Annotated in this window: 17 protein-coding genes and 1 pseudogene; 6 read left to right on the top strand and 12 right to left on the bottom strand. The window is 70.5% G+C overall.

Features of this window, described 5'->3' with window-relative positions; all coding sequences use genetic code 11:
* Window positions 1–27: 27 nt before the first annotated feature.
* The 4 genes from OG943_RS45460 to OG943_RS45445 are packed head-to-tail and all read right to left on the bottom strand — an operon-like array spanning window position 28 to window position 3801.
* A complete protein-coding gene (locus OG943_RS45460) occupies window positions 28–1035 on the bottom strand; it encodes a YdcF family protein (protein ID WP_328607061.1) in 1008 nt (335 codons plus the stop codon).
* Window positions 1036–1054: 19 nt separating this feature from the next.
* Complete coding sequence (locus tag OG943_RS45455; protein ID WP_328607060.1) at window positions 1055–1945, bottom strand: ABC transporter permease; 891 nt, start codon at window positions 1943–1945, stop codon at window positions 1055–1057.
* Entirely contained in the window at window positions 1932–2723 is a 792-nt protein-coding gene (locus OG943_RS45450; RefSeq protein WP_328607059.1) for an ABC transporter ATP-binding protein, read from the bottom strand. Before OG943_RS45450 ends, OG943_RS45455 begins: the two co-directional genes overlap by 14 nt.
* A gap of 19 nt (window positions 2724–2742) precedes the next feature.
* Window positions 2743–3801, bottom strand: coding sequence for an ABC transporter substrate-binding protein (locus OG943_RS45445; protein ID WP_328607058.1), 1059 nt, complete (start codon window positions 3799–3801; stop codon window positions 2743–2745).
* A 215-nt stretch (window positions 3802–4016) separates the two neighbouring features.
* Here OG943_RS45445 and OG943_RS45440 point away from each other — a divergent pair, with 215 nt between their 5' ends.
* Window positions 4017–4475, top strand: coding sequence for a hypothetical protein (locus OG943_RS45440; RefSeq protein WP_328607057.1), 459 nt, complete (start codon window positions 4017–4019; stop codon window positions 4473–4475).
* A gap of 116 nt (window positions 4476–4591) precedes the next feature.
* Here OG943_RS45440 and OG943_RS45435 read toward each other — a convergent pair whose 3' ends face one another.
* The 4 genes from OG943_RS45435 to OG943_RS45420 form a co-directional block, all read right to left on the bottom strand.
* Window positions 4592–6145, bottom strand: coding sequence for a M4 family metallopeptidase (locus tag OG943_RS45435; RefSeq protein WP_328607056.1), 1554 nt, complete (start codon window positions 6143–6145; stop codon window positions 4592–4594).
* Window positions 6146–6680: 535 nt separating this feature from the next.
* Window positions 6681–8045, bottom strand: coding sequence for a purine-cytosine permease family protein (locus OG943_RS45430; protein WP_328607055.1), 1365 nt, complete (start codon window positions 8043–8045; stop codon window positions 6681–6683).
* Between the two features lie 438 nt (window positions 8046–8483).
* Window positions 8484–10454: a S53 family peptidase gene (locus OG943_RS45425; protein WP_328607054.1), complete on the bottom strand. Its 1971-nt coding sequence runs from the start codon at window positions 10452–10454 to the stop codon at window positions 8484–8486.
* A gap of 325 nt (window positions 10455–10779) precedes the next feature.
* Complete coding sequence (locus tag OG943_RS45420) at window positions 10780–11964, bottom strand: ROK family protein (protein WP_328607053.1); 1185 nt, start codon at window positions 11962–11964, stop codon at window positions 10780–10782.
* Between the two features lie 100 nt (window positions 11965–12064).
* On the opposite strand from OG943_RS45420, the gene OG943_RS45415 reads away from it, so the two are divergent.
* The 3 genes from OG943_RS45415 to OG943_RS45405 all read left to right on the top strand — a co-directional run bounded on the left by OG943_RS45415 (window position 12065) and on the right by OG943_RS45405 (window position 15612).
* Complete coding sequence (locus OG943_RS45415) at window positions 12065–13351, top strand: MGH1-like glycoside hydrolase domain-containing protein (RefSeq protein WP_328607052.1); 1287 nt, start codon at window positions 12065–12067, stop codon at window positions 13349–13351.
* A 114-nt stretch (window positions 13352–13465) separates the two neighbouring features.
* Window positions 13466–14155 carry a response regulator transcription factor gene (locus OG943_RS45410; protein ID WP_328607051.1) on the top strand — a complete coding sequence of 230 codons (690 nt, stop codon included), beginning with the start codon at window positions 13466–13468 and terminating at the stop codon, window positions 14153–14155.
* 44 nt (window positions 14156–14199) lie between these two features.
* A complete protein-coding gene (locus OG943_RS45405; RefSeq protein ID WP_328607050.1) occupies window positions 14200–15612 on the top strand; it encodes a sensor histidine kinase in 1413 nt (470 codons plus the stop codon).
* On the opposite strand, the gene OG943_RS45400 is transcribed toward OG943_RS45405, so the two are convergent.
* The 3 genes from OG943_RS45400 to OG943_RS45390 all read right to left on the bottom strand — a co-directional run bounded on the left by OG943_RS45400 (window position 15569) and on the right by OG943_RS45390 (window position 19073).
* A complete protein-coding gene (locus tag OG943_RS45400) occupies window positions 15569–16684 on the bottom strand; it encodes a hypothetical protein (protein WP_328607049.1) in 1116 nt (371 codons plus the stop codon). The two genes, OG943_RS45405 and OG943_RS45400, sit on opposite strands and share 44 nt — an antisense overlap.
* A gap of 126 nt (window positions 16685–16810) precedes the next feature.
* Window positions 16811–18367 (bottom strand): alkaline phosphatase D family protein, encoded by a 1557-nt coding sequence (locus OG943_RS45395; protein WP_328607048.1) that lies wholly within the window; start codon window positions 18365–18367, stop codon window positions 16811–16813.
* 52 nt (window positions 18368–18419) lie between these two features.
* Complete coding sequence (locus tag OG943_RS45390; protein WP_328607047.1) at window positions 18420–19073, bottom strand: hypothetical protein; 654 nt, start codon at window positions 19071–19073, stop codon at window positions 18420–18422.
* 143 nt (window positions 19074–19216) lie between these two features.
* Between OG943_RS45390 and OG943_RS45385 the strand changes: the two genes are divergently transcribed.
* Entirely contained in the window at window positions 19217–22198 is a 2982-nt protein-coding gene (locus OG943_RS45385; RefSeq protein WP_328607046.1) for an AfsR/SARP family transcriptional regulator, read from the top strand.
* Window positions 22199–22290: 92 nt separating this feature from the next.
* Window positions 22291–23175 (top strand): annotated as a pseudogene (locus tag OG943_RS45380) (hypothetical protein); the annotation flags it as partial.
* A 47-nt stretch (window positions 23176–23222) separates the two neighbouring features.
* On the opposite strand, the gene OG943_RS45375 reads toward OG943_RS45380, so the two are convergent.
* Window positions 23223–23936 (bottom strand): SDR family oxidoreductase, encoded by a 714-nt coding sequence (locus OG943_RS45375; RefSeq protein ID WP_328607045.1) that lies wholly within the window; start codon window positions 23934–23936, stop codon window positions 23223–23225.
* Window positions 23937–23994 lie beyond the last annotated feature (58 nt).

Genomic DNA, 23994 nt, shown 5'->3' with positions numbered 1-23994 from the left:
CGGGCCTGCTTCGTTTTCCGGGAACGTTCAGCCGAGCAGGGCCAGCGCCGCCGGCCCCGCCGCGAGGACCAGGCAAGCCGCCGCATTCGTCTTCCGGTACTGGACCAGCAGGGCGACGAACTCGCGCAAGAAGGCGCTCGGTACGAAGTACGAGGCCGTCCTGGCGCCGATGACGTCCAGGCGCAGGCCGAGGCGACGGGCGAGGACCGCGGTGCGGAAGACGTGGTAGTTGTTCGTCACCGCGAGGACGCGGCCGGTGAAACCGCGCTCACGCAGCAAAGCGATGCTGTACCGCAGGTTCTCGTCCGTGGTCGTGGCCCGGTCCTCCAGCACGATCCGCGCCGGCGGCACGCCCGCGGCCACCAGGTAGTCCGCCATCGCGGCGGCCTCGGACTTCAGCTCGTCCGCGCCCTGGCCGCCGGACACCACCACCAGCGCCTCCGGGCAACGGCGCCAGAAGATCACGGCCCGGTCCAGCCTGCTCGCCAGCAGCGGCGGCACCCGATCCCCCAGCAGCCCCGAGCCCAGCACGATCACGGCGTCCGCGCGGGCGCGGCGGTTCACGCGGCTGTAGAGCACCGAGTACATCAACAGCGCGGTGAACACGAAGGCCAGGTACGCCGCCACCAGCAGGACCGACACCGCCGCGACCGCCATCCACCGCGGCTGCGCGACCAGCACCACGGTCACGGCCACGCCGTAGACCGCCAGCATGGCCAGCCCGGCCAGCAGCGAGAGCAGGTTCGCCAGGCGGTGCCCCTCGCGCCGCCACATCACCACGCCGTTCACGACGAGCGCCCACGGCAGCACCAGCGCGGACATCAACGCGAACACCAGGAGCAGCGTCAGCACCACGGCCTGCAGCCAGGTGACGCCGCCGAGCAGACCGAGCAGCCACAGCCCCGTCAGCACCAGCGCGATCGCGAACCACACGGCGTTGCCGAACCGTCGCGGCTCACGCAGAAACCGCACCAGGAAGATCAGGACGGCGATCAGCGCCAGCACCCCGGAGAACATGATCGGGGATTCTCGCACCAGGCAACGAGCCGACTCGTCAGAGTGACGCCGTGAGCCCCCGCGCACGCAGCACCGCGCGCTCCGCCGGGCGGAACACCAGCAGCTCGATGCTGACCCCGACCAGCATGATCAGGAAGATCGCCGAGATCACCTTTTCGATGGTGTTGAGCGACGAGCCCTGGTTCAGGTACGCGCCGAGCCCGACCCCGAGCTGCGGCGACAACGCGATCAGCTCGGCCGCCATCAGCGACCGCCAGGAGAACGCCCAGCCCTGCTTGAGCCCGGCGAGGAAACCGGGCAGCGCCGCGGGCAGCAGGATGTACCGCGCGGACGAAAGCCGCCCGGCGCCCATCGCCTGGCCGACGCGCGGCAGGATCGGCGGGATCTGGTCGATGCCCGACACCAGCCCGTTCGCGATCGAGGGCACCGAGCCAAGCAGCACGACGAAGTAGATGGCGCCGTCGTTGATGCCGAACCAGAGGATCGCGGCCGGCACCCAGGCCACCGACGGCAGGCTCTGCAGCCCGGTCAGCAACGGCCCGATCGCCGCCCGCACCACGCGGACCTTCGCCACGAGCAGGCCGAGCGGTGTGCCGATGACCACACCGGCGGCGAAGCCGAGCGCGGCCCGGTGCACCGACGTCCAGATGTAGCCGAACAAATCGCCGGTGACGACCCGTTCCCAGAACTCGTCCCACACCGCGAGCGGCGCGGGCAGGTAGGTCTCCGGCCAGAACGCCGCGGCCCACAGCACCTGCCAGATGACGACCAGCAGCACCAGCGCGAGCACCGGCGGGAGGAAGCCCCAGGCGAAGCGCTTCCAGAAGCCCGGACGCGGTTCCCCGGCCGGGGCGTCGAGCGCGTCGAGGCCGGCGCCGACGGCGTCCAGGTCCTCGGCCTCTCCGGCGGACCGGTCAAGCTGCGCCATGGGTACTGATCACCTCTCGCAGGTGCCCGATGATTTCCTCGGTCAGCTCCCCGGCGTCGGCCAGCGGCACGTCGGCCCACTCGCGCACGACCCGGCCGGGGCGCGAGGACAGGAGCACCACGCGCTGGCCGAGCCGGACCGCCTCGCGCACGTCGTGGGTCACGAACAGCACCGACGTGCCGGTGCTGCGGTAGACGCGCAGCAGCTCGCCCTGCAGGACGTCGCGGGTGATGGCGTCGAGCGCGGCGAACGGCTCGTCCATCAGCAGCAGCGCCTGTTCCGGGTCACCGCCGACGCGGTGGGTCGCGGCCAGCGCGCGGGCCAGCGCGACGCGTTGGCGCATCCCGCCGGAAAGCTCGTGCGGCCGCTTGTTTCCGGCCCCCTTCAGCCGGACCAGCTCCAGCAGTTCGGCGGCCTTCTCCCGGCGTTCGGCCCGGCCGAACCCGGCCAGCCGCAGCGGCAGCTCGACGTTGCGGGCCGCGGTGAGCCACGGCATCAGCGCGGCCTCCTGGAACATGACCGCGGGCCGTGACGTGTTCAGCGTGATCTTCCCCGCCGACGGCGCGTCCAGTCCCGCGACCAGGTTCAGCAGCGTGCTCTTGCCACAGCCGGACGCACCGAGCAGGCAGACGAACTCGCCCGGCGCGACCGTCAGGTCGAGGCCGTCCAGCGCGACCACCGCCCGGCCGGCCGGGCCGAACGCCTTGCCCACGCCGTCGAGCCGGACCGCGGCCGTGCCGGTGAAACTGGTCCGTCCACTGGGGAGCGTCGTGGTCATCGTCGGCTGCCTCTCCGCGTCACTTGCTTAGTTCGGGAGCGTCGACGGCGGGCCGGTTCTCGGCCTTCAGCACATCGTTGAGCGGGCCGAAGTCGGCGAAGCCCTTCAGCGCGACGGCGGACTTCACCACCCCCGCGGTGACCGAGTCCTGGGCGAGCTGCGGGAACTCGGCCGGGATCGGCTCGGGGGTCAGCTCGATGCCGGAGAACGCGCGGTCCAGCACCGCCGGGCTGAGGCTGCTGCCGGCCAGGTCCTTGAGCTCCCCGTTGACCACGGTCTTCGCGTCCGCCGGGTTGGCCTTCGCCCAGTCGATCGCGGCCAGCTGGCCCTTGAGCAGCGCCCGCACGGTGTCCGGGTGCTGCTGCAGGAACTCGCTGCGCACGATGACCACCGTGGTCGGGAACCGGCCGTCCGGCCACAGGGACTTCTCGTCGACCAGCACCTTCGCGCCGGCGTCGAGGACCAGCCTCGACGACCACGGCTCGGGCAGCCAGCCGCCGTCGACCTCGCCCTTCTTGAACGCGTCGAGCGTCTTCGGGTTGTCCATCGTGGTGATCTTGACCTGGTCGGTCAGCTTCTTCTCGGCGAGGAACTTCTTGAGCGCGACGTCCTGGGTGTTGGCCAGCTGCGGGGTGGTCAGGTTCTTGCCCTTGAGCCCCTCGACACTGGTGATCTCGGGCTTCACGACCAGCTGCGCGCCGCCGGAGACCGAGCCGGAGATCAGCTGGATGGCGCCCTTGGACTTGGTGAAGGCGTTGATCGCCGGGCCGGAGCCGATGAACGCGACGTCGAGGGAGTTGCCCAGCAGCGCGTTGACCTCGTCGGGCCCGGCGTTGAAGGTCTGGGTGGTGAGCTTGGTCGAGCCGAGCTGCTGGGTGAAGAAGCCCTTCTTCACCCCGATCAGCGCGGGCGCGTGCGTGACGTTCGGGAAGAACCCGAGCCGGACCTCGGTGGCCGCGCCTTCGTTCGCCGCGGGGGCGGTGGAGGTCTCGGCCCGGGAACAGCCGGCGAGCACGCCCACGACGGCCAGGGCGGTCAGCGCCGTGGCCAGGAAGCGGGTTCTGTGGTGGGTGCGCACGTCAGCGTCGCCTTTCGGGGGTTGAGGTCGGGGCGAGGTTCGCACGCTCACCCACTCGCGTGCATAGACATCCGCATCCCGGGAAACTCACTGAGATCCCTTGACATCCAAATCCGGTGCGGCTACCGCGACTCAATGTTGGTAATTCCCGTACAGACGCTCCCTTGTGGAGCTACGGTCGTCTCGAAGATCCACAACACCAATGGGGAGAGCTCATGCGACGTTCCGTATCCATTTTGACGGCTTTGACCGCCACCGCGGCCACGCTGGCGATGACCGCGCCGGCCGCACTGGCCGACGACAACCCGGACTGGCACGCGGGCTGCACCACCCGCGTCTCGCCGACCGAGGCCAACTACGTCTCGGGCTGGGCGAACGTCATCAACGACGGGAACAACTGGAAGATCGTCAACATCTACGCCGACGTGCGCAACGCCGGCGGCAAGATCAGCGGCGACAACCAGGTCACGGTGAACGTGTTCAACGACCCGGGCAGCTCGAACATCGTCGCGTCGCACACGTTCAACAACATCGCGAACGCCGACATCCCGCTGACCGCCGACGTGTACCCGGCAGTGCTGATCCCCAAGGGCAAGGCCGCCGTCCAGGTCGCCGCGACGACCGGCATCAACACCTGGCCGAAGCTCTGCAACGGCGTCGGCCTGGTGTTCTGAGCCGGCTTTCTGGCCCCGGTTCCCCCTGCGAAAGCCGTCAAGGCCTCCTTACCCGCGTGCCACGCGGGTAAGGAGGCCTTGACGGACCATCGGGACTCAGGCCATCAAGCAGCGAACTAGCCGCAGGTCGGGTCGTCCGACTGCGCCGGCACGCTCACCGCGTCCCAAGCCGCCTTGATGCTGTTGAACTGGGTGCAGCTGTCCGGGAAGAGGTTCTTCGCCGCGGTCAGCGTCCAGGTGCGGTACTTCAGGTACGAGCTGTCGCTGGTCTTCAGCAGCATCGCGTTGTAGAAGATCTTCACCGCGTCCTGGACACCGATGCCGGTGACCGTGGAGTTGTTGCAGGTCGGGCTGACCGGCTGGCCGTTGGTCGGGTTCGTCCCCTCGGCGGCCAGGTAGAACCAGTGGTTGCCGGGGCCCGCCGCGGCGTGCACCTCACTGCCGGGAACCGAGCTGTCATAGCAGTTCTTGTCCCCGAGCTGGGACGGGTCGTACATGTTGCGGATCGGGCCGCTCCCGACCAGGTTCACCTGGTTGCCGACGAGGAAGTCCGGCACGGCGTACGGCGCGGCCTCGTTGGCATACCACTCGGTCGAGGCGCCGAAGACGTCCGCGACGAACTCCTGGGTGCCGTTGCCGGACAGGCTGCCCGGGGTGTGGTCGTCGATGCCGTGCCCGTGCTCGTGCGCGATCACGTCGATCGAGCCGATCCACTGGCCGGCCGTGTTGTGCCCGATCTGGACCTGGCTGCCGTCGTAGTAGGCGTTCTCGTCGTCGAGGCCGACCCGGATCGGCCAGCCGCCGCCGTTGCCGTCGAAGCTGTTGCGGCCCAGCCAATCGGTCAGCATCTTGTTCTCGGCCTGGATGCTGTACAGGGCGTCGGCGCAACCGGTCTCACGGCTGGTCTCGTCGCCGTTGCCCCAGCTGTCGGTGGAGTTGGTGAAGGTCTGGTTGGTGTCGGCGTCCTGGCAGCTGACGTTCGACAGGTTCGGGTCGGCCATCGAGTAGCTGCCGTCGCTGGACTTGGTGGTGTCGATGTGCAGCGGCTCCGGGCCGTTCCACACGCCCTGCGCGTCACCGTGGGCCACGCGCTCCCGCGTGTGCAGCACCTTGCCGGTCACGGCGTCGACGACGACGTCCAGCTTGCTCGGCCCCTGCGCGTTCCGGCCGCTGACCTGGGTCGTCCAGGCGAGTTTCGGAGTGCCGGCCGCGTAGGCGGCGAGCTGCGCGGGAAGCACACTGTCCACAGTGGGCACCTGAGTGCGGGCGACCGCCTCGGCCTGCTGCGCGGTCAGCTTCGGCGAAGTGCTGGGCAGGTTGACCGCGCTGGTCTGCGCGACCGAGGTGGCGAGCACCTTGCCCGCGGAGTTCGTGGCCACGACGAAGTCGCCGCCGACGACCGGCAGGCCCTTGTAGGTGCGGTCGTAGGGCACGTACTTGAGGCCGTTGACCGACGAGATCACGTTGTGCGGCTGGAAAACGTCGTCCGGGCTGGCGTGCAGCGCGGCCGGCCGGGAAGCCACCAGCTGCTGCGCGGCGTTGACGGCCATCGCCTCGGCGGTCAGTGGGTTCCGGGGTTCGAGAGATTGTGCCTGGGCGGTCGCGGTCGTGGTGATGGCCGCGGCCAGCACACCGGCTGCGAGCAGCACAAGCGGTCGGCGCCATGTCATCGGCGTGTTCTCCTCCGGGCAGGCCGGATCAGGCCCCGATGGGGACCGGATTCGGGTGGGGTGGGGCGGAACCCCAACCAGAGTCCGGTTTTCCCGAACTTCGAACAACCGACGAAGGTCGTTAATTTTCAACTTCCGGACATTCGGGTCGACATTTGACCCGAATCTCCATCCCGGTTCCCGTTTAGCGGCACAGGCTCTGCCGCGGGCTACAGCCCGGCGATCCGGATGAATCCGGCAGAACGTATTTTTAGCCGACAAAAGGTCATTTCATCACTGCGTCGGCCGGTGTGGGCGGCGTCAGCGTGTCTCAGGTTCGAAGACGGTCACCGCGCCGCCTTCGAGGGCGACCGCGGTGCGTACCCCGTCGCTCCGGCGACCCAACCCGATCCGGCCACGATGAGCAGTACCTGGTGTACATCGGCCGGGTGGGTGCCGATGACGCCGCCGGGTGCCACGGTGAGGCAGGTCGCCCGCGCCGTCTCGGCGAACTGCGCGATGCGCGTCGCATGAAGGCCAGTGCTGCCGTGGCCCGTCACCGGGTGCGGCGCCCGCGCAGCAGCAGGTACACAACGAGCGAAACCACGAACCCCGCGTAGTACGCCAGATCCGCGCCGTGCAGGGCGGCCGCGACGGGTCCGGTGTAGACAGTCGTGTTCATGAACGGCACCGCGGCGGCGAACCCGGCCACGAACGCGACGAGCGCGGCCCACGAGCGGGCCGGTCGCGTCAGCTCGGCGGCGACGTCGACCTTGCGGCCGGCCCGGGCGCGGCTCACCCAGTCCGGCACCACGACGCCGAGGAACGGCGGGATCCAGTAGCTCACGACCAGCAGCACGTTCTCGAACTTCGAGGCCAGGTCGCCGCTGTGCATCCACAGGATCAGCGCGAACGCGAACACCGTCACCAGCACCGCGGACACCGGGCGGCGCAGCCGGACGCCGACGGTCTGCAACGCGAGCGAGCCGCTGTAGTCGTTCATCGCGTTGGACGAGATCGCGGCCAGCGCGATGACGAGCAGCGCGAGACCGCCGACCAGACCGCCGCCCAGCAGCGTCGAAACCCCCGCGGCGGTCTGGTCGCCCAGCGCCGTGCCGAGGGCCAGCCCGATGCCCTCGCCGATCGCGTACGACGCGGTGAGGCCGAGCATCGTGAACCAGAAGACCCCGCGCGGCCGCGTCGAGGCGGGCAGGTAGCGGCTGAAGTCCGACGCGTACGGCGCCCAGGAGATCGCCAGGCTGAGGGTGATCGTCGAGAACAGCACGATGCCGCCCGCGAGCTCACCGCCGCTCGCGGAGTTCGTGTACGTGATCGGGTGGTCCAGCCCGACCTTCACGGCGAGCGCGAGGAAGGCGACCACCAGCACCGCGCTCATCACGGCCTGCACCCGGTGGATCACGGCGTAGCCGAACACCCCCAGCGCGCATTGCAGCACCAGCACGATCAGCACCGCGCCCCAGAACGGCAGCCCGGTCAGCTCGGCCAGCGCCTCACCGCCGAACAGCCCGACCAGCGCGTCCCACGCGATCGAGCCGAGCCACTGCACCAGCCCGGGCAGCACCACGCCGCGGCGGAACGGCATCCGCGCGAGCGGCAGCTGCCCGGTGCCCGTGCGCGGCCCCCAGGTCGACAGGTACGCCACGGGCAGCGAGCCGATCACCGTGCCGGCCAGCAGCACCAGGAACCCGGTGGTGAAGCCGAGTCCCAGCGTGGCGCCGAGGGTGCCGGTGAACACCGCCGTCATGGTCAGGTTGGGCGCGAACCACACACTGGCCAGCCGCCACGGCCGGCCGAACCGGTTCGCCTCCGGGATCGGCGTGATCCCGTGCGTCTCGATCGCGAAGTCACCGGCCCCGGTGGGCATCCGCCCGCCGAAGGCCTCCGCGTCGATCCCGCTCATCTGCCGCTCCTGTGGTCGTTGCTTCCCGCGATACCCCCATACGCTAGGCGCGAGCCGGTCCGGCCGGTTCGCCGAGTGGTGAGCGGCACGATGAATCGGGCGGAGGGGAATCCCATGGCGTTCTTCGACGACTCGACTCAGTGGCCTGCCGGCCGGAGCATTTCAGTGCCGATATCGTCGTCTTTGCCCGGGTGGATCTGGGGAAAGACAGCAAGGGGAAAGATCGCGGGAAGTACCCTTCTTCACCCCGAGGGCTGGGCCGGTGGAGGCGGGGGAAGCTCCGAGCGCGGCAGGTGGAAGTTTCAGCGGGAAGAAATACAAGAAGCAAGTGCGCGATCCACAAAAATCTGGTGAACTCGAACATTTTCACCCACCAGAAACGGCGAAGGCCCCCTCCCCCGCGAACGGAAGAAGAGGCCTTCGCCGACCCTCAGTGCATTAGACGAGCAACAAGAAAGCCAGGCCGTTCGGCGAGCCGAGGCCGGTCACGTCGTCGTAGCCCTTTGTCGTGTGGATGGTCAGGTTCGGGTAGTCGAGCGTCCGGGCGGAGGTGAGCAGGCCGCCCGAGGCGTCCACGCTGTTGGCGTAGTCCACCCGCTGCACGGAGCCGTCCACGTGCTTCACGTCGCTGATCGCCGAGGTGCGCGAGGTCAGCTTGTAGAGCACCGGGTTGATGAAGCCGTGGTGGAAGTGGTCGAGGCTGTCGGCCACCGCCATGACCCCGGCGAACACCGGCGACGCGAGGCTGGTGCCGCCGATCCGGTACTGGTCGTAGTAGGCGCCGTCCGGGAAGGTCTGCGTCTGGCCCATCAGGAACCCGGTGTTCGGGTCCGCGACGGCCGAGATGTCCGGGACCACGCGGCCCTTCGCGTTACCGGTCTGGTTCTTCGTCGACAACGCGTCCGGCACGATGCCCTTCTGGTAAAAGGGCTGCGGGAACAGACGGCTCGTGCCGCCGCCGGCGCCGCCGTTGAACGCGCCCGGGAACGCCGGGGCGTAGGCGCCGTTGGTCAGCGTCGACTTGCCGGTCTCCCAACCGGTTTCGAACAGCCGCTGGCCGTTCTTGCCGACCGCCAGCGAGGTGCCGCCGACCGCGGTGACCCACGGCGCCGAGGCGGAGAAGTCCGGCGACGGCGTGCCGAGGCGGGCGACCTCGTCGCCGTTGTCACCGGAGGAGAAGTACACGCCGATGCCCTCGAGCACGGCCTGGATCGAGATCTGGTTGAACGCCTTGACCTCGTCGGCGGGGATGTCCTCGCCGGTGTCGCCGTAGGAGTTCGACACGATGTCGGCCTTGTGGCCCGCGATCACGTAGTTCAGCGCGGCGTCCAGCGACAGGTCCTGGCAGTCGGCACCGCCGACGTAGAGCAGGTTCGCGCCCGGCGCCAGCGCGTGCGCGGCCTCGACGTCGAGGGTCTCCTCGCCGTACCAGCCCGCGGCGTCACACTGGTCCGGCGCCTCCTGGCCCGGGGTGGGCGGGAAGACGTGCTGGCTGAACTGCGCCTGGGTCAGCGGGTGCGACGGGTCGTTGCGCTTGGCGTAGGTGGACGCGTCCGAGTAGATCGTCGGCGAACCGAAGGCGTCCACGATGGCGATCGTGGTGCCCTTGCCGTCGGCGCCGAGCTTCGCGGCGGTGTCCAGGCCGTACGCCGAACGCAGCTGCGCCGGGGTGTAGCCGCACGGCGCGTACGGCAGCTGCTTGCCCTGGTACGCCGGGTCGGTGGTGTCGACCTTCTCGCCGTAGTAAGTGCTGCACGGGCCTGCGTTGCGGAAGCCGGGACCGGGCGCCACGGCGCCGGGCTTGGCCGACTCCGTCGCCGGAGTGCCGGCACCGTCGGTGTGGTCCGGCTTGAACAGGCTGGTCGCCTGGTCCACGCCGATCACGCCGAGCACGTCGTTCGCCAGCGGGGCGGGCACGGACAGGTTCTTGTCCGCGGCCCGCAGGGTCTGGCCCTTGACCGAGTACTTGCCGAGCTTGACGGCGAACGCCTGCTGCACCTGGTCCGCGGTGCCGACGGCCTCCACGTACGCGCGGTTCGACGGCACGTCGCCGATCTGGAAGCCGCTGCCCTGCAGCCAGGTCTTCACGGCGCCGACGGTCTGGTCGGAAGCCGCGAACTGGTCACGAACCTGTTGCGGCGAAAGGTAGTTGCGGTACCCCTTGCTGTCCGGGTCGGACACGGCCTGCGCCGCGGCCTCCGCCCCGGCCTGGTCGCGCAGGTTCAGGTAGACGCGGAAGTCCAGCTTGGACGACGGCGTCGTGTCGGCCACCTTGGCCTGCGGGCTGGCCCACAGCGGGTGCGACTGGGGGATGTCCTGGCGTCCCTGCGCCGACGCGACGGCCGGCGCGGTCGCGGCGAGCCCACCCGCCACGGCGATCGAGAGGAACACGGTAAGGCTTCTTCGCACAGGCAACTCCCTTGTGAAGCGCGGCCCCCAGGCCGCAGAACGTCCGCACGAGACTATGTCGGCGATCCCGCGCCAGGGAAGCTTCACGCTGGTGAGTTCAGAACCGTTATCTGTCCTCACGGGACAGACGAATCCGGGCGACCGGGATTTCCGTACAGGGAGTCCGTTTCGTCCCGGCCGTCCCGAGTGGAATGTCGGGAAACCGAGGTAAATCCGGTTCCGCTGTGCCGCTCAGCGGTATGGCGGAACACGCGAGGCCCTGGCGCGCCACCTACTTCCGTCGGGCCTTGTGAGTGTTTATGACGGTTCTAACCGTCATCGCCACTCACAAGCCCTTGCGACGGTCGGCGGCCAGCTGCCGGTCCACGGCGGCGGGCGCGAACACCGATTCGACCACCGTGGCGACCGCGCCGCTCACCGCCGCGTCACCGCCGCGGCCGCCGATTTCCACGCGCAGGTTCCGCGTCGCGCGAGGCAGGGCGTGGCGGTACAGCACTTCGCGCACCCCGGCGACGAACGACGGTTCCGCGAGGTCCCCCGCGATCACCAGCACCTCCGGGTTCACCACGGACACCACGGTCGCCAGCACCTCCCCCACCTGGCGGCCCGCGATCTCGGCGAGCCGGACGGCGGCGGGCTCACCCGCGTCGATCCGTTCACGCACGCCGGAGCCGGACGCCGTCGGCAGGCCCTGCTCCGTCAGCCGGGCGGCCAGCGCGCCACCGCTGGCGACGGCCGCCAGGCAGCCGTAGGAACCGCACATGCAGCGGGCGTCCGGGAAACCCGCCAGGCGGATGTGCCCGATGTCGCCGGCGCCGCCGTCGATGCCGCGGTAGACCTCGCCGCCGATCACCAGGCCCGCGCCGATCCCGGTGGACACCTTGACCAGGACGAACGCCGGCGAGTCCGGGTAGGTCGAGCGGTGCTCGCCGAGCGCCATCAGATTCGCGTCGTTGTCCACCAGCACGGGCGCGGCGAAGCGGGTGCCGAGGTGCGCGCCGATCGGATAGCCGTCCCAGCCGGGCATGATCGGCGGACGGCTCACGCGCGCGACGCCGGGCTCCACCGGCCCCGGCACGGACAGCCCGACGCCGGCCACCTCGTCGGCGCGGCGACCGCTTTCGGCCAGCAGCGCGTCGAACCAGCCGGCGATGGCGTCGAGCACCGGCTCCGGCCCGTCCGCCACGCGCAGGGTGCCACCGCGGCGCGCGAGCCGACGGCCGGACAGATCGGTGACGGCGGCCTCGGTGTGCATCGTGTCGACGCTCGCGGCGAGGACCACGGCGTGCCGGTCGTCGAAGCGGAGGTAGCGCGCGGGCCGTCCGCCGGTCGAGTCCTCCTGACCGCCCTCGGTCAAAAGACCGGCCGCCTGGAGCTGCTCCAGCCGCCCGACCAGCGTCGACCGCGACAGCCCGCTGACCGTCTGCAGCGCCTTGCGCGTGGTCGCCTGACCAGTCCTGACCAGGTACAACAGCTCGCCCGCCGTGGTGGGGGCCGCTCCGCCCGTCACGCCTGGTCCTCCCTCCGCCGCCGTTCGGGTGTAGCGGACATCATCCCAGGTCACCACTTCTGTCCATTGACACTACAAAAGTCGGAGATAAATTAGACACATGCTGGAAACATCGAGCGCCTTGCGCGCCGCCGCCGCCCGCGTGCTCGAAGACAACTGGCTCGGTTCGTCCACGGTCCCGTCGCGGGGCCTCTATCCCCACCAGTGGAGCTGGGACTCCGCGTTCATCGCGCTGGGCCTGCGCCACCTCGCGCCGGAGCGGGCCCGCCGCGAGCTGGTGACCCTGTTCAACGCGCAGTGGCGCGACGGGCGGGTGCCGCACATCCTGTTCAACCCGGACACCCCGGCCGACGCGTACTTCCCGGGGCCGGGCTTCTGGCGCGCCGGGCGCACGTCCGGGCTGATCCAGCCGCCGGTGCACGCGCGGGCGGTGTGGGCGGTGCACCAGGCCGACCCGGTCGGCTCGGACACCGACACCTTCCTCGCCACGCTGTACCCGAAACTCAAGGCGTGGCACCGGTATCTGCTGGCGCAGCGCGACTTCGGCGGCCACGGGCTGGTGTCGATCGTGCACCCGTGGGAGTCCGGCATGGACAACAGCCCGGCGTGGGACGAGCCGCTGTCGGCCGTCACCCCGGCCGATCCCGGCCAGTTCACCCGCCGCGACCTCGCGCACGGTGAGGCCGCGGACCGCCCGACCGACGAGGAGTACTGCCGCTACGTGCGGCTCGCCGCGGGTTACCGCGACAGCGAGTACTCCGACGTCCGCTGGCCGACCGAGCGCGACGGGTTCACCGTCGAGGACCCGGGTTTCAACGCCCTGCTGGCCGACGCCGAGCTGGCGCTGGCCGAGATCGCCGTCGCGCTGGGCCTGCCCGCCGCCGCGGCGGGCCACCGCGAGAGCGCGGCCCGGATGGCCAAGGCGATGACCGAACGGCTGTGGGACTCGCGCGCCGGGTTCTTCTTCGCCCTCGACGTCCGCACCGGCAAGGTCTGCCGTGAGTACACCTGCGGCGGCCTGCTGCCGCTGCTGCTGCCGGGCCTCGCCGTGGCGCCCGCCCTGCTCAACACCGCCACCGGCCCGCGCTTCCGCCTCGGCCAGGTGCTCGCCGTCCCGAGTTACGACCTCACGTCACCGCGCTTCGACCCGGCGAAGTACTGGCGCGGCCCGGCGTGGGCCAACGTCGGCTGGCTGGTCCGTCAAGGCCTGCTCCGCCACGGCGAGGACGCGCTGGCCCACCAGCTGCGGCTCGACCTGCTGAACCTGGCCCGCTGGACGGACTTCGCGGAGTACGTCGACCCGCTGAGCGCCGCCGGCCACGGCGCCCGCTCGTTCGGCTGGACGGCCGCTCTGGCGATCGACCTCCTCGCCGACGAGGAGTCCTAGACCTCCGGGCTCTGTAACAAAACCGCACGCCGCTGTCACCGTTCCGCACGAACTGCCACGAAGCGCGGGCCCAGGCGTCCCTAGGATCGAAGCGAACTCGATCTTGGGAGCATCATGCCGCGACTTCTACTGGTCGAGGACGACCGGGCACTGGCCGAAGCGCTCACCCTGGCGCTGGAGGCGCTCGGGCACGACATCGTCGTCGCGCCGACCGGGGAACGGGCGCTGGAGACTCTGTTCACCGAACAGCTCGAACTCGACTTCGTGCTGCTCGACGTCATGCTGCCCGGGATCGACGGGTTTGAGGTCTGCCGCCGGATCCGCGCCAAGAGCAGCCTGCCGGTGATCCTGCTGACCTCGCGGGGCGACCCGATCGACGTCGTGGTCGGGCTGGAGTGCGGGGCCGACGACTACGTGGTCAAGCCCGCCGAGCCCCGGGTGATCGACGCCCGCATCAAGGCGGTCGGCCGTCGCGCCGTCCCCGCGGCGGGACCGTCGGCGGGCCTGCTGCGGGTGGGGAGCCTGGAGATCGACGCCGGGGCGATGCGCGTGACCCGCGGCGGCGCCGAACTGGCGCTCACCGCCACCGAGATCCGCCTGCTCGTCGAGTTCGCCGGTCACCCGAACCAGGTGCTGAGCCGCCAGACCCTGTTGAAGCGGGTCTGGGACTACGGCTACGTCGGCGACTCGCGGATCGTCGACGCGGCGGTCGCGCGGCTGCGGGCGAAGATCGAGGACGACCCGGCCAACCCGGTGCTGCTGCGGACTGTGCGCGGGCTCGGTTATCGGCTGGTCAACCCGTGAGGCGGCCGGCTTTCGGTCTCCGGGCCCGGGTGACGGTGGCGGTCGTGCTGGTGACGACGACGGCGACCGCGGTGATGGCCTTCGCCGCGGCCGCGTTGCAGGAGCAGGACGTGCTGAACGGGTTCACCTTCGCGGCCAAGACGTCGTTCGGCGCGATTTTCGAGCAGGCGAAACCCTCGCTGGACCTGATGGCGACGGGCGCACCGGTCGATCCCAGCAAGCTGTTCGGCAGCGGCCAGCACTCTGACGCGACGACAGAGTGGGCGCTCTTCGCCAAGAGCCCCCAAGGATCGCCCTATGTCGTCACTTCCGGCACAAAAGACCTCTCGTGGTACCCGCAGGAGTCTCCCATCCACGTCGACGACCGGGAGGCGGTCGCGGCCGCGGTCGCGGACCAGGTCCTGGTCCGCACCACCACTCCGTCGGACCTGCGGACGGCGACCACCATCGACCCGAAGAGCGGCCGGAAGCTCCTTGTGGTCAGCGGGAACTACGCCGGCTACTGGATGCTGGAGTTCTTCGACATCACCACGATCAAAGGCGGCCTGGCCCAGCCGCAGAAGCTGGTCTACGTGGCGCTCGCCGTGGCCGCGCTCGGGATCGTCGCCGCGCTGTTCGCCGCCTGGCGCGTCCAGCGCCCGATCCGCCGCGTCGCCTCCGCCGCCCGCGAACTGGGCGACGGCGCCTTCGACGTGCGCGTCCCGGTCAAGGGCCGGGACGAACTGGCCGACCTCACCATGTCCTTCAACACCATGGCGCAGCGCGTCAGCGAGTCGATCGAGGAAATGCGCGAGAAGGACGAGCAGCAGCAGCGGTTCGTCGCCGACGTCGCCCACGACCTGAGGACCCCGCTCGCCTCGATCGTCGCCACCGTCGACAGCCTCGACAGCGCCAACCCCGAGACCCGCGCCCGGGCGACGCAGCTGCTCGGCACTCAGGCCCGGCGGCTCGCGAAACTCGTCGAAGACCTGATGGAGATCTCGCGCTTCGACGCCGGCTCGACGGACTTCCGCGCCGAGCCGGTCGACCTGCCCGCGCTGGTCGAGGACGCGATCGAGGTCAGCATTCCGGACGCGGAGGTCCGAGTCACGAGCACGGGGGCCACGACGGTGGTCGCCGACCCGCGCCGCGTCCACACCATCGCGGGCAACCTGCTGGTCAACGCCGTCCGGCACGGCCGGGCCCCGATCACGGTGTCGATCGACGGCACTGGCGACGACGTCACCATCCGGGTTTCCGACTCCGGCCCGGGAATCCCCGCGGACCTGCTGCCGATCCTGTTCGACCGGTTCGTCCGAGGCGATCACGCCCGCCAGGCGACCGAAGGCAGCGGGCTGGGGCTGTCCATCGCCCGGGAGAACGCGCGGCTCCACGGCGGCGAACTCACCGCCCACAACCACGACGGCGCCGTCTTCACTTTACGACTCCCGAGGGATGCGGCGGACCCACCAGCGTGATCACCCGGGGCGCGTAGCCGTCGAAGTACGGCATCGGAATGTGTGTGAGGATCAGCAAAACCGCGGTCAGCGCACCCAGCTGCGACATCCCCAGCTCGCGCCCGCGGTGGCCGAGCCAGAGCCACAGCACGACGACGAAGTTGCTCACCAGCAGGAAACCCCAGCGGGCTTCGTCCCAGCCGGCGAGGGCGAGCAGCAGCGGGGCGGCGATCGCGGCGACGGGCAGTACCGCCGCGCCCGAGGGCCGGTGCAGGACCAGGAATCCGCCGATCACCACGACCGCGATCGGCACCAGGTACAGCAGGACGTCGGTGATCGAGTAGATCGCCCAGCTCTGGGACTGGCTGCGCTCGAACAGGCCCAGCGCGTCGGTGCGGTAGCGGAAGTCGGCGCCCGCCAACGTCTGCCCGAGCCGGCCGGCGGCACCGGGCGCGGCCGGTGACACCGCCAGGATCACCAGACCGGCCACGGCGGGCGGGGCGAGGAACGCGCAGGCCCGGCGGAACGGGAACTTCCGGAGCACCATGAAGCCGAACACCGGGAGCACGGTGAGCAGCGCGATCTCGTGCACCGTCACGGAAAGCACCATCAGCGCGCTCGCGATCCCCGGCCGGTTCCGATGCAGTGCCCACAGCGCGCCGAACAGCAGCAGGTACAGAACCTGGTCGTAGTACCCCACTTCGTGGAACAAGTAGCCGCCGGTCGGCAGCAGGAGCCAGGCGATGATCACCATCCGCCTGCTCCCGCTGGGGCTGCGGAAGAACGCGATCGCCACGGCCGTCAGCAGCCCGGCGAGCACCACGAAACCCGCGATCGCGAAGACCCGGTAGTCGTACCCGGTCGCGACGGCGAACGGGTGCAGCAGGGTGCCGACCAGGAAACGCCGGTGGAAGCCCCCGCTCAGGGAGGTGGCTTCCAGGGTCGCCACGTACTCCCCCGGCCACCGGAACCCGGTGTACCCCGCGAGGGCCACGGCGACCGCGAACAACGCCGTGGTGAGGCACTGTGCAGCCTTCCCGGACTTCACCGGAGCCGGAGCCGGTGGCCGGCGTTCTTCGAGCTGGGTTGTCATCGCCTGGTCCTCCCAAGATCACTTGGGACCCAAGCTAGGAGCGGATCACGCGCCTGCCGCGACTGCTGATCGACAGTTCCGCACGGTTCTGTGACGGAGCCGACTGTCCTCTGAGGACGGAACGGCTCAGACCGCCTGCAGGCCCTTCGAACCCGCGTTCACCACGAAGCTCTTGTCGGTCTTGATGACCAGCTTCGCCGGATCGTTGACGCTCGTGTCGGACACCACCACGAAGTCCGCCAGCATCTGCGCGGGCGTCGCCGTCACACGGACGTAGCCGCGCTCGCCCTGGCAGTACTTGACGTGCGGGTTGTTCGCGTACCACGCGGCGTTCGGCGGCGCGGCCCCGTCGCTGTTCGAGGTGACCGACGTGGTCACCAGCTCCGAGCCGACGATCGGGTCGCTGTGGTCGTAGTAGTCCTTGCGCAGGTCGGCCGCCCAGTGCCGGTGCACGTCCCCGGTGAGCACCACCGGGTTCGGCACCTTCCGGTCGATCCAGCCCTGCGTGATGCGGTCACGCGAGGCCTGGTAGCCGTCCCACGAGTCGGGGCTCTCGCAGGTGGTGTTCTTGCCGTCGCCGTCGCGCTGGGCGAAGAACACCTGCTGGCCCAGGAAGTCCCACGTCGCCGGGTGCGTCTCGAACGCCTTGAGCAGCCACTGTTCCTGCGCCGTGCCGGTGAGCGTGCGCGAGGTGTCGCGGTACGGGCCGCACGCCGTGCCGCTCACCTGCGCGCTGCGGAACTGCCGGGTGTCCATCATGTGGAAGCGCGCGAGGTCGCCCCACAGGAACTGGCGGTACAGCTGGATCGACGCGCCGTTCGGCTTCGCGGTCGAGCGGATCGGCATGTGCTCGTAGAACGCCTGGAACGCCGCGGTCTTGCGCGCTGCCGACGCGGGGCTCGTGGTGCCGTTCCAGTTGTTCATGACTTCATGATCATCGAATACGACCAGCCAGGGGGCGAGCGCGTGCGCGGCCTTGAGGTCGACGTCGGTCTTGTGCTGGCCGTGGCGCGCCCGGTAGAGCGCCAGCGTGGTGGTGTCCTGCGGGACCGCCAGCCGCCGCGGGTTCAGCTCGGACTTCACCCGGCCGGAAGGCTTCTCGTAGATGTAGTCGCCCAGGAACAGCACCAGGTCCGGGTCGTCGCGCACCACGCCCTTGTACGAGTGGTACCAACCCTCCTCCCAGTGCTGGCAGGACGTGAAGCAGTACTTCAGCTGGTTCACCGCGGCGCCCGCGGCAGGCGCGGTCCGCGTGCGGCCGACCGGCGAGATGTAACCGGCGGTCTTGAAGCGGTAGAAGTACTCGCGCGCCGGGTCGAGGCCCGCAGGCTCGACGTGCACGCTGTGCGCCGACGCGCGAACGGCGTTCACCGAACCGCTTTTCACCACCGAGGCGAAGTTCTCGTCGGTCGCCAGCTCCCAGTCCACGGCGTAGGTCGCGTCCGGCATGCCGCCGAAGCCGTCGGCGTTCAACGGCGCCGGCGCGAGTCTCGTCCACAGCACCACGCTGTCGGGAAGGGGATCACCCGAGGCGATGCCGAGCTGGAACGGGTCGTGGATGACCGGGGCGACGGCCGCCGCGGTCCGCGCGTTCGCCCATGCGGGGAGCGCCGTCGAAGCCGTGGCCGCGGTCACCGCGGCGAGTCCGCCCAGCAGCACCGAGCGCCGGTTCACCTGGCCCATGGCTAGGGGTCCTTCCGGAAGTAGGGGTGGGGAGTTCAGCCAGGGAACGGCTTCAGGCGGCGAAATCGGTGAGGCCGGCGCTGCAGCCGGCGAAGGTCGGCGGCGAGGTGTTGTGGCCGGTGCAGGTTTTGTAGTAGACCCACGAGCCCTTCGGCACCGCGACCGCCTTGTCCACGGACGTGCCCTGGCCGCCGGAGGCCCAGACGTAGAACGGGCCGGCGCCGGTCGCGAGCCAGTACTGCACGACCCCGGAACTGCCGTCCGCGTTGGTGTCGTAAACCACGAAATGCGCGTCCGACGAGCGGAACTGGCCCTCCGCGGCGCACGCGGAGGCGCACTGGGCGCTGCCGGTGCCGGTCCCGCAGTCGGGCGCGATCCGGCCGTCGGAGCCGGTCTTGACGTAGCCGTCGGAGAGGTAGCCGCCGAGGGCGGGCACGTAGTCCCAGATGGTGGTGGTGCCGAGCGGGCCGGCCACGGAGTTCCCGGTCGTCTGGCACTCGATGCTCACCGAAGCCCCGTTGGCCACCGTCTTCACGGCCGTCGCCGCCGTGTTCGGCGCGCGGCGGACGTTGAGCGGGTCACCCGCAGTCTGCACCGTCCCGGTCGTCGCCGCGGACGCGGGCACCGCAGCGGCGAGGGCGAACGCGCCGATCGAGGCCAGGACAACCCCTGAACCGGCCCAACGCCGGAGGTTCGAACGCTTCATGGCCACAGAGTGGCGCCGTCCTGTACACAACTCGTACAAAAGCGAATTAGGGTGCGTTGCCCTCCGAATGGATCTAGCTATGCCGCTCGAACGCTCCTACGATGCGCGGTCATGGGGACCTTGCCACCAAGGGGGGTAAAAAAATGCTGACCTCATTGGCTTTCCGGATTCTCGGGCCGCTGGAGGTCGTCGCCGAAGGCCGGGCCGTCCCGCTGGGCGGACCGAAACCGAGGTTGCTGCTGGCCGCGCTGGCGTTGCAGCCGAATGTCGTGGTGTCCACCGAGGTGCTGGTCGAGGTGCTCTGGCCGGGTACCGCGCCCCGTTCCGCGGCGGCGAATATCCGGACCTACGTCCATTCGCTCCGCCGGCGGCTGGCCGAAACGGCGCCCGAACTGGGCGACCGGATCAGCAGTCGCGCGTCCGGATATCTGCTGACCGCCGCGCCGGAAGAACTGGATCATGTCGTTTTCAGTGAGCACGCCGCCGAAGCGCAGAAAGCATTCGATCGCGGCGACGCGGAAGCGGCACTCGCTTTGCTGGAGCAGGCGGACGCGCTGTGGCGCGGCGAGGTCCTGGAAGGCCTGCCGCACGACCACGGCTGGGGCGCGGCCGTCGCCCGGCTGGCCGAGCTGCGGCTGTCGGTCCAGGAGCAACGGCTGAAGGCCCGGATCGAGCTGGGCCGCCACGGCGAGGCGATCGCCGAGCTGCGGGGCCTGGTCACCGAGCACCCGCTGCGCGAGGAACTCTGGGAGCAGCTGGTCACCGCCCTGCGCGACGGCGGCCGGACCGACGAGGCCGTCGAGGCCTATCAGCTGGCGGAGCGGACCCTCGACGAGGAACTCGACGCGAGACCCGGGGCGCGGTTGCGCGAGCTGCGGGCCACGCTGGCCGTGCCGTCTGCCAAAACCGTGCCGTCCGCCAAGCCGCCGAAACTGCCCGTGCTGCCCGCCGAAGTCCAGATCAAACGACCCGCCGCCGAGCTGCCGATCTGCCAGCTGCCCCTCGACCTGCCGGACTTCACCGGCCGTGAGGAAGTGGTCGACCGGATCGTCGAGCGGCTGCGCGAGCGCGGCGGGCACGGGCAGCCCTCGGTGTTCGTGTTGTCGGGCGCGCCGGGGGTCGGCAAGTCCGCGATCGCGGTCCGGGTCGCGCACGCCGTGCGTGACGGTTTCGCCGACGGCCAGCTGCACGTCGACCTGGCCGGCACCTCGTCGTCGCCGCGGGCGCCGATGGGTGTGCTGGCCGAGCTGTTGCGGGCGCTGGGAATCCCGGACGCGGGCCTGCCGCGTGACCTGCCGGAGCGCTCGGCGCTGCTGCGCTCCCGGCTCGCCGGGAAGCGGATGTGCGTGGTGCTGGACGACGCGGGCAGCGCGGCCCAGGTGCGGCCGTTGCTGCCGGGCACCGGTGCGTGCGCGGTGCTGGTGACCAGCCGCCTCCGCCTGCCGGATCTCGACGGCGCCGTGTCCGTGGACGTCGACCTGCTGCCCGAACCCGAGGCGGCCCGGCTGCTGCAGGGCATCGTCGGGGCCGAGCGCGTCGCCGCCGAGCCGGAGAACGCCGCGGCGATATTGCGCCAGTGCGGCCACCTGCCGCTGGCGATCCGCGTGGCCGGGGCGAAGCTGACCAACCGGCCGAGCTGGTCGCTGCGAGTACTCGCCGACCGGCTGCACGACGAACGGCGGCGGCTGGACGAACTGCGCGTCGGCGACCTCGCCGTGCGCGCCAGCGTGACCCTGAGCTACGACCTGCTGCCGATGTCCGCGGCCGCGGCGTTCCGCTGGCTCGGCGCGCTCGGCCCCGTGCAGTTCCCCGCGTGGGTCGTCGCCGCGGCGCTGGGCCGTCCGTCGGCCGACGACGTCCTCGACGTGCTGGTGGACGCCCACCTCGTCGAGCTCGTCGCCTCCGACGCCACGGGCCAGCCGCGATACCGGCTGCACGACCTGCTCCGCGTGTACGCGGCGGAGCTGGCCGAGCGCGACGGGCCGGGCAAGACGCGAGCGGCGGCGCGGCGCGTGCTGGAGGGTTACCTCGCGCTGGCCGTCGAGGCGGCCGACCGGATGCCGATCCACTTCTTCGGCCAGTACCGCGACGAAGCCGCGAAGCTGCCGGAGCTGCCGCCGGAAACCGAGCGGCTGCTGGCGGACCCCGCCGCCTGGTTCGCCGCGGAACGGCACACCACCGTCGCCGCGGTGAATCTGGCCGCCGAGCTGGGTTTCGACGACCTGACCTGGCAGCTGACCGCCGCCCTCACCCCGTACTTCGACCTGCGCGGGCACCAGGACGACTGGCACAGCACCCACGCGCTGGCCCTGGCCGCGGCGCGGCGTGCCGGGTCGGCGCACGGCGAGGCGATCATCCAGCGCAACCTGGGCCAGATCCACCTCTACCAGGACAGCTACACCGAAGCGCTGGTGGCGTTCGAAGCCTCGTACGCCCGTTACCAGCAGATCGGCGACGCGCAGGGGATGGGCACGGCGCTCGCCGGGCTCGGCACGATCCTGCGTATCGAGGGCGCGAACGACCGCGCGCTGGAGCGCTGCCACGAGGCGCTGAAGCTCTTCGCCGAAGCCGGGGACCGGCACGGCGAGGCCGTGGTGCGGGTCGCCGCCGGGACGATCTGGCTGGCCCAGAAGTGTTACGCATCAGCGAAACGCTGGTTCACCGACGCGCTGGAGCTGTCCGCCGAGATCGGCGACCGGCACCGCGAGGCGCACGCGCTGCAGCGGCTCGGCCTGCTGCACCAGCACGAGGGCAACCTCGGCCAGGCCCGCGAGCAGGTCACCCGCGCCATCGCCATCTTCACCGACCTCGGCGACGACCACTGCGTCGGCTACGCGAACCAGGCACTCGGCGAACTTTGCCTGTACAGCGGGGATTTCGCGCACGCGCAGCTGCTGCTGGTCAACTCGCTGAGCGTGCACCGCCGCAACGGCGACCGGCGCTCGGAGGCGGAGGTGTCGCAGCTGCTCGGCGAGCTGCACTCGGCACTGAGCCAGCCGGAGCGTTCGCGCACCTACTCCGAGCGGGCGCTGGTGATCTGGCGGGAGCTGTCCGCGCGTCCGCAGGAATCGGCGTTGCAGAACCGGATGCAGGGGGCGGACGAGCACCGCATCGCGTCCGCCTGACGCGCGGGTTGGGGCGTTAACTGCTCGGATGACCGACTTGCACGGATCGTGTACGGCCGGTGCCCAGACTTCCTTCCGTATTTCGACCAACGGGTGGTCAGGGCTCCCTGATCACGACCGAGCACCGGCTGGCCTCGGCCGCGAACCGCGTCACCGCGCAGGTGGCCGCGGACCGTCCGGCGGGCACCACGGTGGAGGTCGACGTCCGCGGCCGCACCGGCACCGGCTCCGGCTCCGGCTCCGGCTCCGGCTCCGGCTCCGACGACTGGACAGAGTGGACCCCCGCCGGCACCCAGCCCGCCACGTTCGACCGCGCGGTGAGCGTGGTGCAGGTGCGGATCTCCTTGTCCAGCAACGCGGACGGCCTCCAGCCGCCCGTGCGCGAGGTGATCCTTCGTGTCGTTCCCGTCGACGAAGTCGTTGTCCGCCAAGGGAACCGGCACCTACACCGCGAAGGTGTGCAAGACCGACGGCAGCCGCTGCGAGTACGCGCCGGTCTGGGAGGTCGGCCCGTCGTCGATCCGGGCCGAGTACAAGACGCTGCCGCAGGGCAAGCCCGGGGCGCAGGCCGCGTACCTGGAGGGTTCAACGGCGGCAAGGACGACAGCGGCCGCAAGGTGCAGAACCCGGCCGGCATCGACCTCGCCGACGGCGTCTTCTGGGACGGCCTCGGCCTGAGCGACAACGGCTACGTGAACGTCACCTATCTCTGGACCGGCTCGTCGGCCGCGACCGGCACCGTCAGCACCGCCGGCGACCCGATGAACATCCGCGAGAGCGCCAGCACCTCCGCCGCGATCAAGGGCCTCGCCGCGAACTACGCCAAGGTCCCCATCGAGTGCTACGTCAACGGCGACTCGGTCACCGGCAAGCTCGGCACCAGCACGATCTGGGACCGCATCGGGCCGGGCCACTACATCTCCGACGCCTACGTCCGGACCGGATCGGACCAGCCGGTCGCGCCGCTCTGTTTCTGAACTGCTCCTGAACTGCTCCTGGCTCCTGAGCCGTCACCGGCCGCTCATCAAACCCGTTCCGTGGACACGGCCGGGTAGAGGGCGGACGGGTGCTCGGCGAGCGCGGCCTTGGTCGCGATGCTGTCGGCGTCGGCGATGATCTCGATCTCGCCCGCCTCGATGCCGTCGAGGGCGGCCCGGACCACGTCGGCGGGGTCGTTCTTCGGGACGTCGAACCCGGCCATCATGTCGGTGTCCGTGCTGGCCATCACCAGGCCCGCGACCTGGGTGCGCTGGGCCGACAGCTCGAGGCGGACCCCGTTGGTCATGCTCCACGCCGCCGCTTTGGCGGCCGCGTAGCCGGCCGAACCCTGGTAGGAGATCCACGACAGGACGGAAAGCACGTTCAGGATGGCTCCGCCGCCGTTGCCGGCCAGTACCGGGGCGAAGGCGCGGACGACGTGGAGCGGGCCAAAGAAGTTGGTCTCCATCTCCCGGCGGATGTCGTCGAGGTCGCCGGTGACCAGGTCGGTGTAGGCGGCCAAGCCGGCGTTGTTGACCAGCAGGTCGACGTCCGGGGCCGCGGCGGCCGCGGCGCGGACCGAGTCGGGGTCGGTGACGTCCAGGGCCAGCGGCGTCACGCCCGCGATGTCGATCGACCCGGGGCGGCGGGCCGTGGCGTAGACCTTGGCGGCGCCCCGGTCGAGCAGGGCCTGGGCGAAGTGGCGCCCGAGCCCGCGGCCGGCGCCGGTGATCAGTGCGGTCGAGCCTGCGATCTGCATTGTCGTCTCCTGTCGGCATGAGGTGCTGACGCCGAGCCTGGTCCCTGACGCCAACGTC

The organism is Amycolatopsis sp. NBC_00345 (assembly GCF_036116635.1).
In the GTDB taxonomy this organism is placed as follows: Bacteria; Actinomycetota; Actinomycetes; order Mycobacteriales; family Pseudonocardiaceae; genus Amycolatopsis.
Note: the sequence above shows the minus strand (reverse complement) of the source record. Positions and strands in the feature narration are given on the sequence as shown.

Excerpts from the sequence above, each read along its gene's own strand:
- OG943_RS45455 (WP_328607060.1), bottom strand. The coding sequence starts at position 1,945 with ATGGCGCAGCTTGACCGGTCCGCCGGAGAGGCCGAGGACCTGGACGCC.
- OG943_RS45450 (WP_328607059.1), bottom strand. The coding sequence starts at position 2,723 with ATGACCACGACGCTCCCCAGTGGACGGACCAGTTTCACCGGCACGGCC.
- OG943_RS45440 (WP_328607057.1), top strand. The coding sequence starts at position 4,017 with ATGCGACGTTCCGTATCCATTTTGACGGCTTTGACCGCCACCGCGGCC.
- OG943_RS45435 (WP_328607056.1), bottom strand. The coding sequence starts at position 6,145 with ATGACATGGCGCCGACCGCTTGTGCTGCTCGCAGCCGGTGTGCTGGCC.
- OG943_RS45430 (WP_328607055.1), bottom strand. The coding sequence starts at position 8,045 with ATGAGCGGGATCGACGCGGAGGCCTTCGGCGGGCGGATGCCCACCGGG.
- OG943_RS45415 (WP_328607052.1), top strand. The coding sequence starts at position 12,065 with ATGCTGGAAACATCGAGCGCCTTGCGCGCCGCCGCCGCCCGCGTGCTC.
- OG943_RS45410 (WP_328607051.1), top strand. The coding sequence starts at position 13,466 with ATGCCGCGACTTCTACTGGTCGAGGACGACCGGGCACTGGCCGAAGCG.
- OG943_RS45400 (WP_328607049.1), bottom strand. The coding sequence starts at position 16,684 with ATGACAACCCAGCTCGAAGAACGCCGGCCACCGGCTCCGGCTCCGGTG.
- OG943_RS45395 (WP_328607048.1), bottom strand. The coding sequence starts at position 18,367 with ATGGGCCAGGTGAACCGGCGCTCGGTGCTGCTGGGCGGACTCGCCGCG.
- OG943_RS45390 (WP_328607047.1), bottom strand. The coding sequence starts at position 19,073 with ATGAAGCGTTCGAACCTCCGGCGTTGGGCCGGTTCAGGGGTTGTCCTG.
- OG943_RS45385 (WP_328607046.1), top strand. The coding sequence starts at position 19,217 with ATGCTGACCTCATTGGCTTTCCGGATTCTCGGGCCGCTGGAGGTCGTC.
- OG943_RS45375 (WP_328607045.1), bottom strand. The coding sequence starts at position 23,936 with ATGCAGATCGCAGGCTCGACCGCACTGATCACCGGCGCCGGCCGCGGG.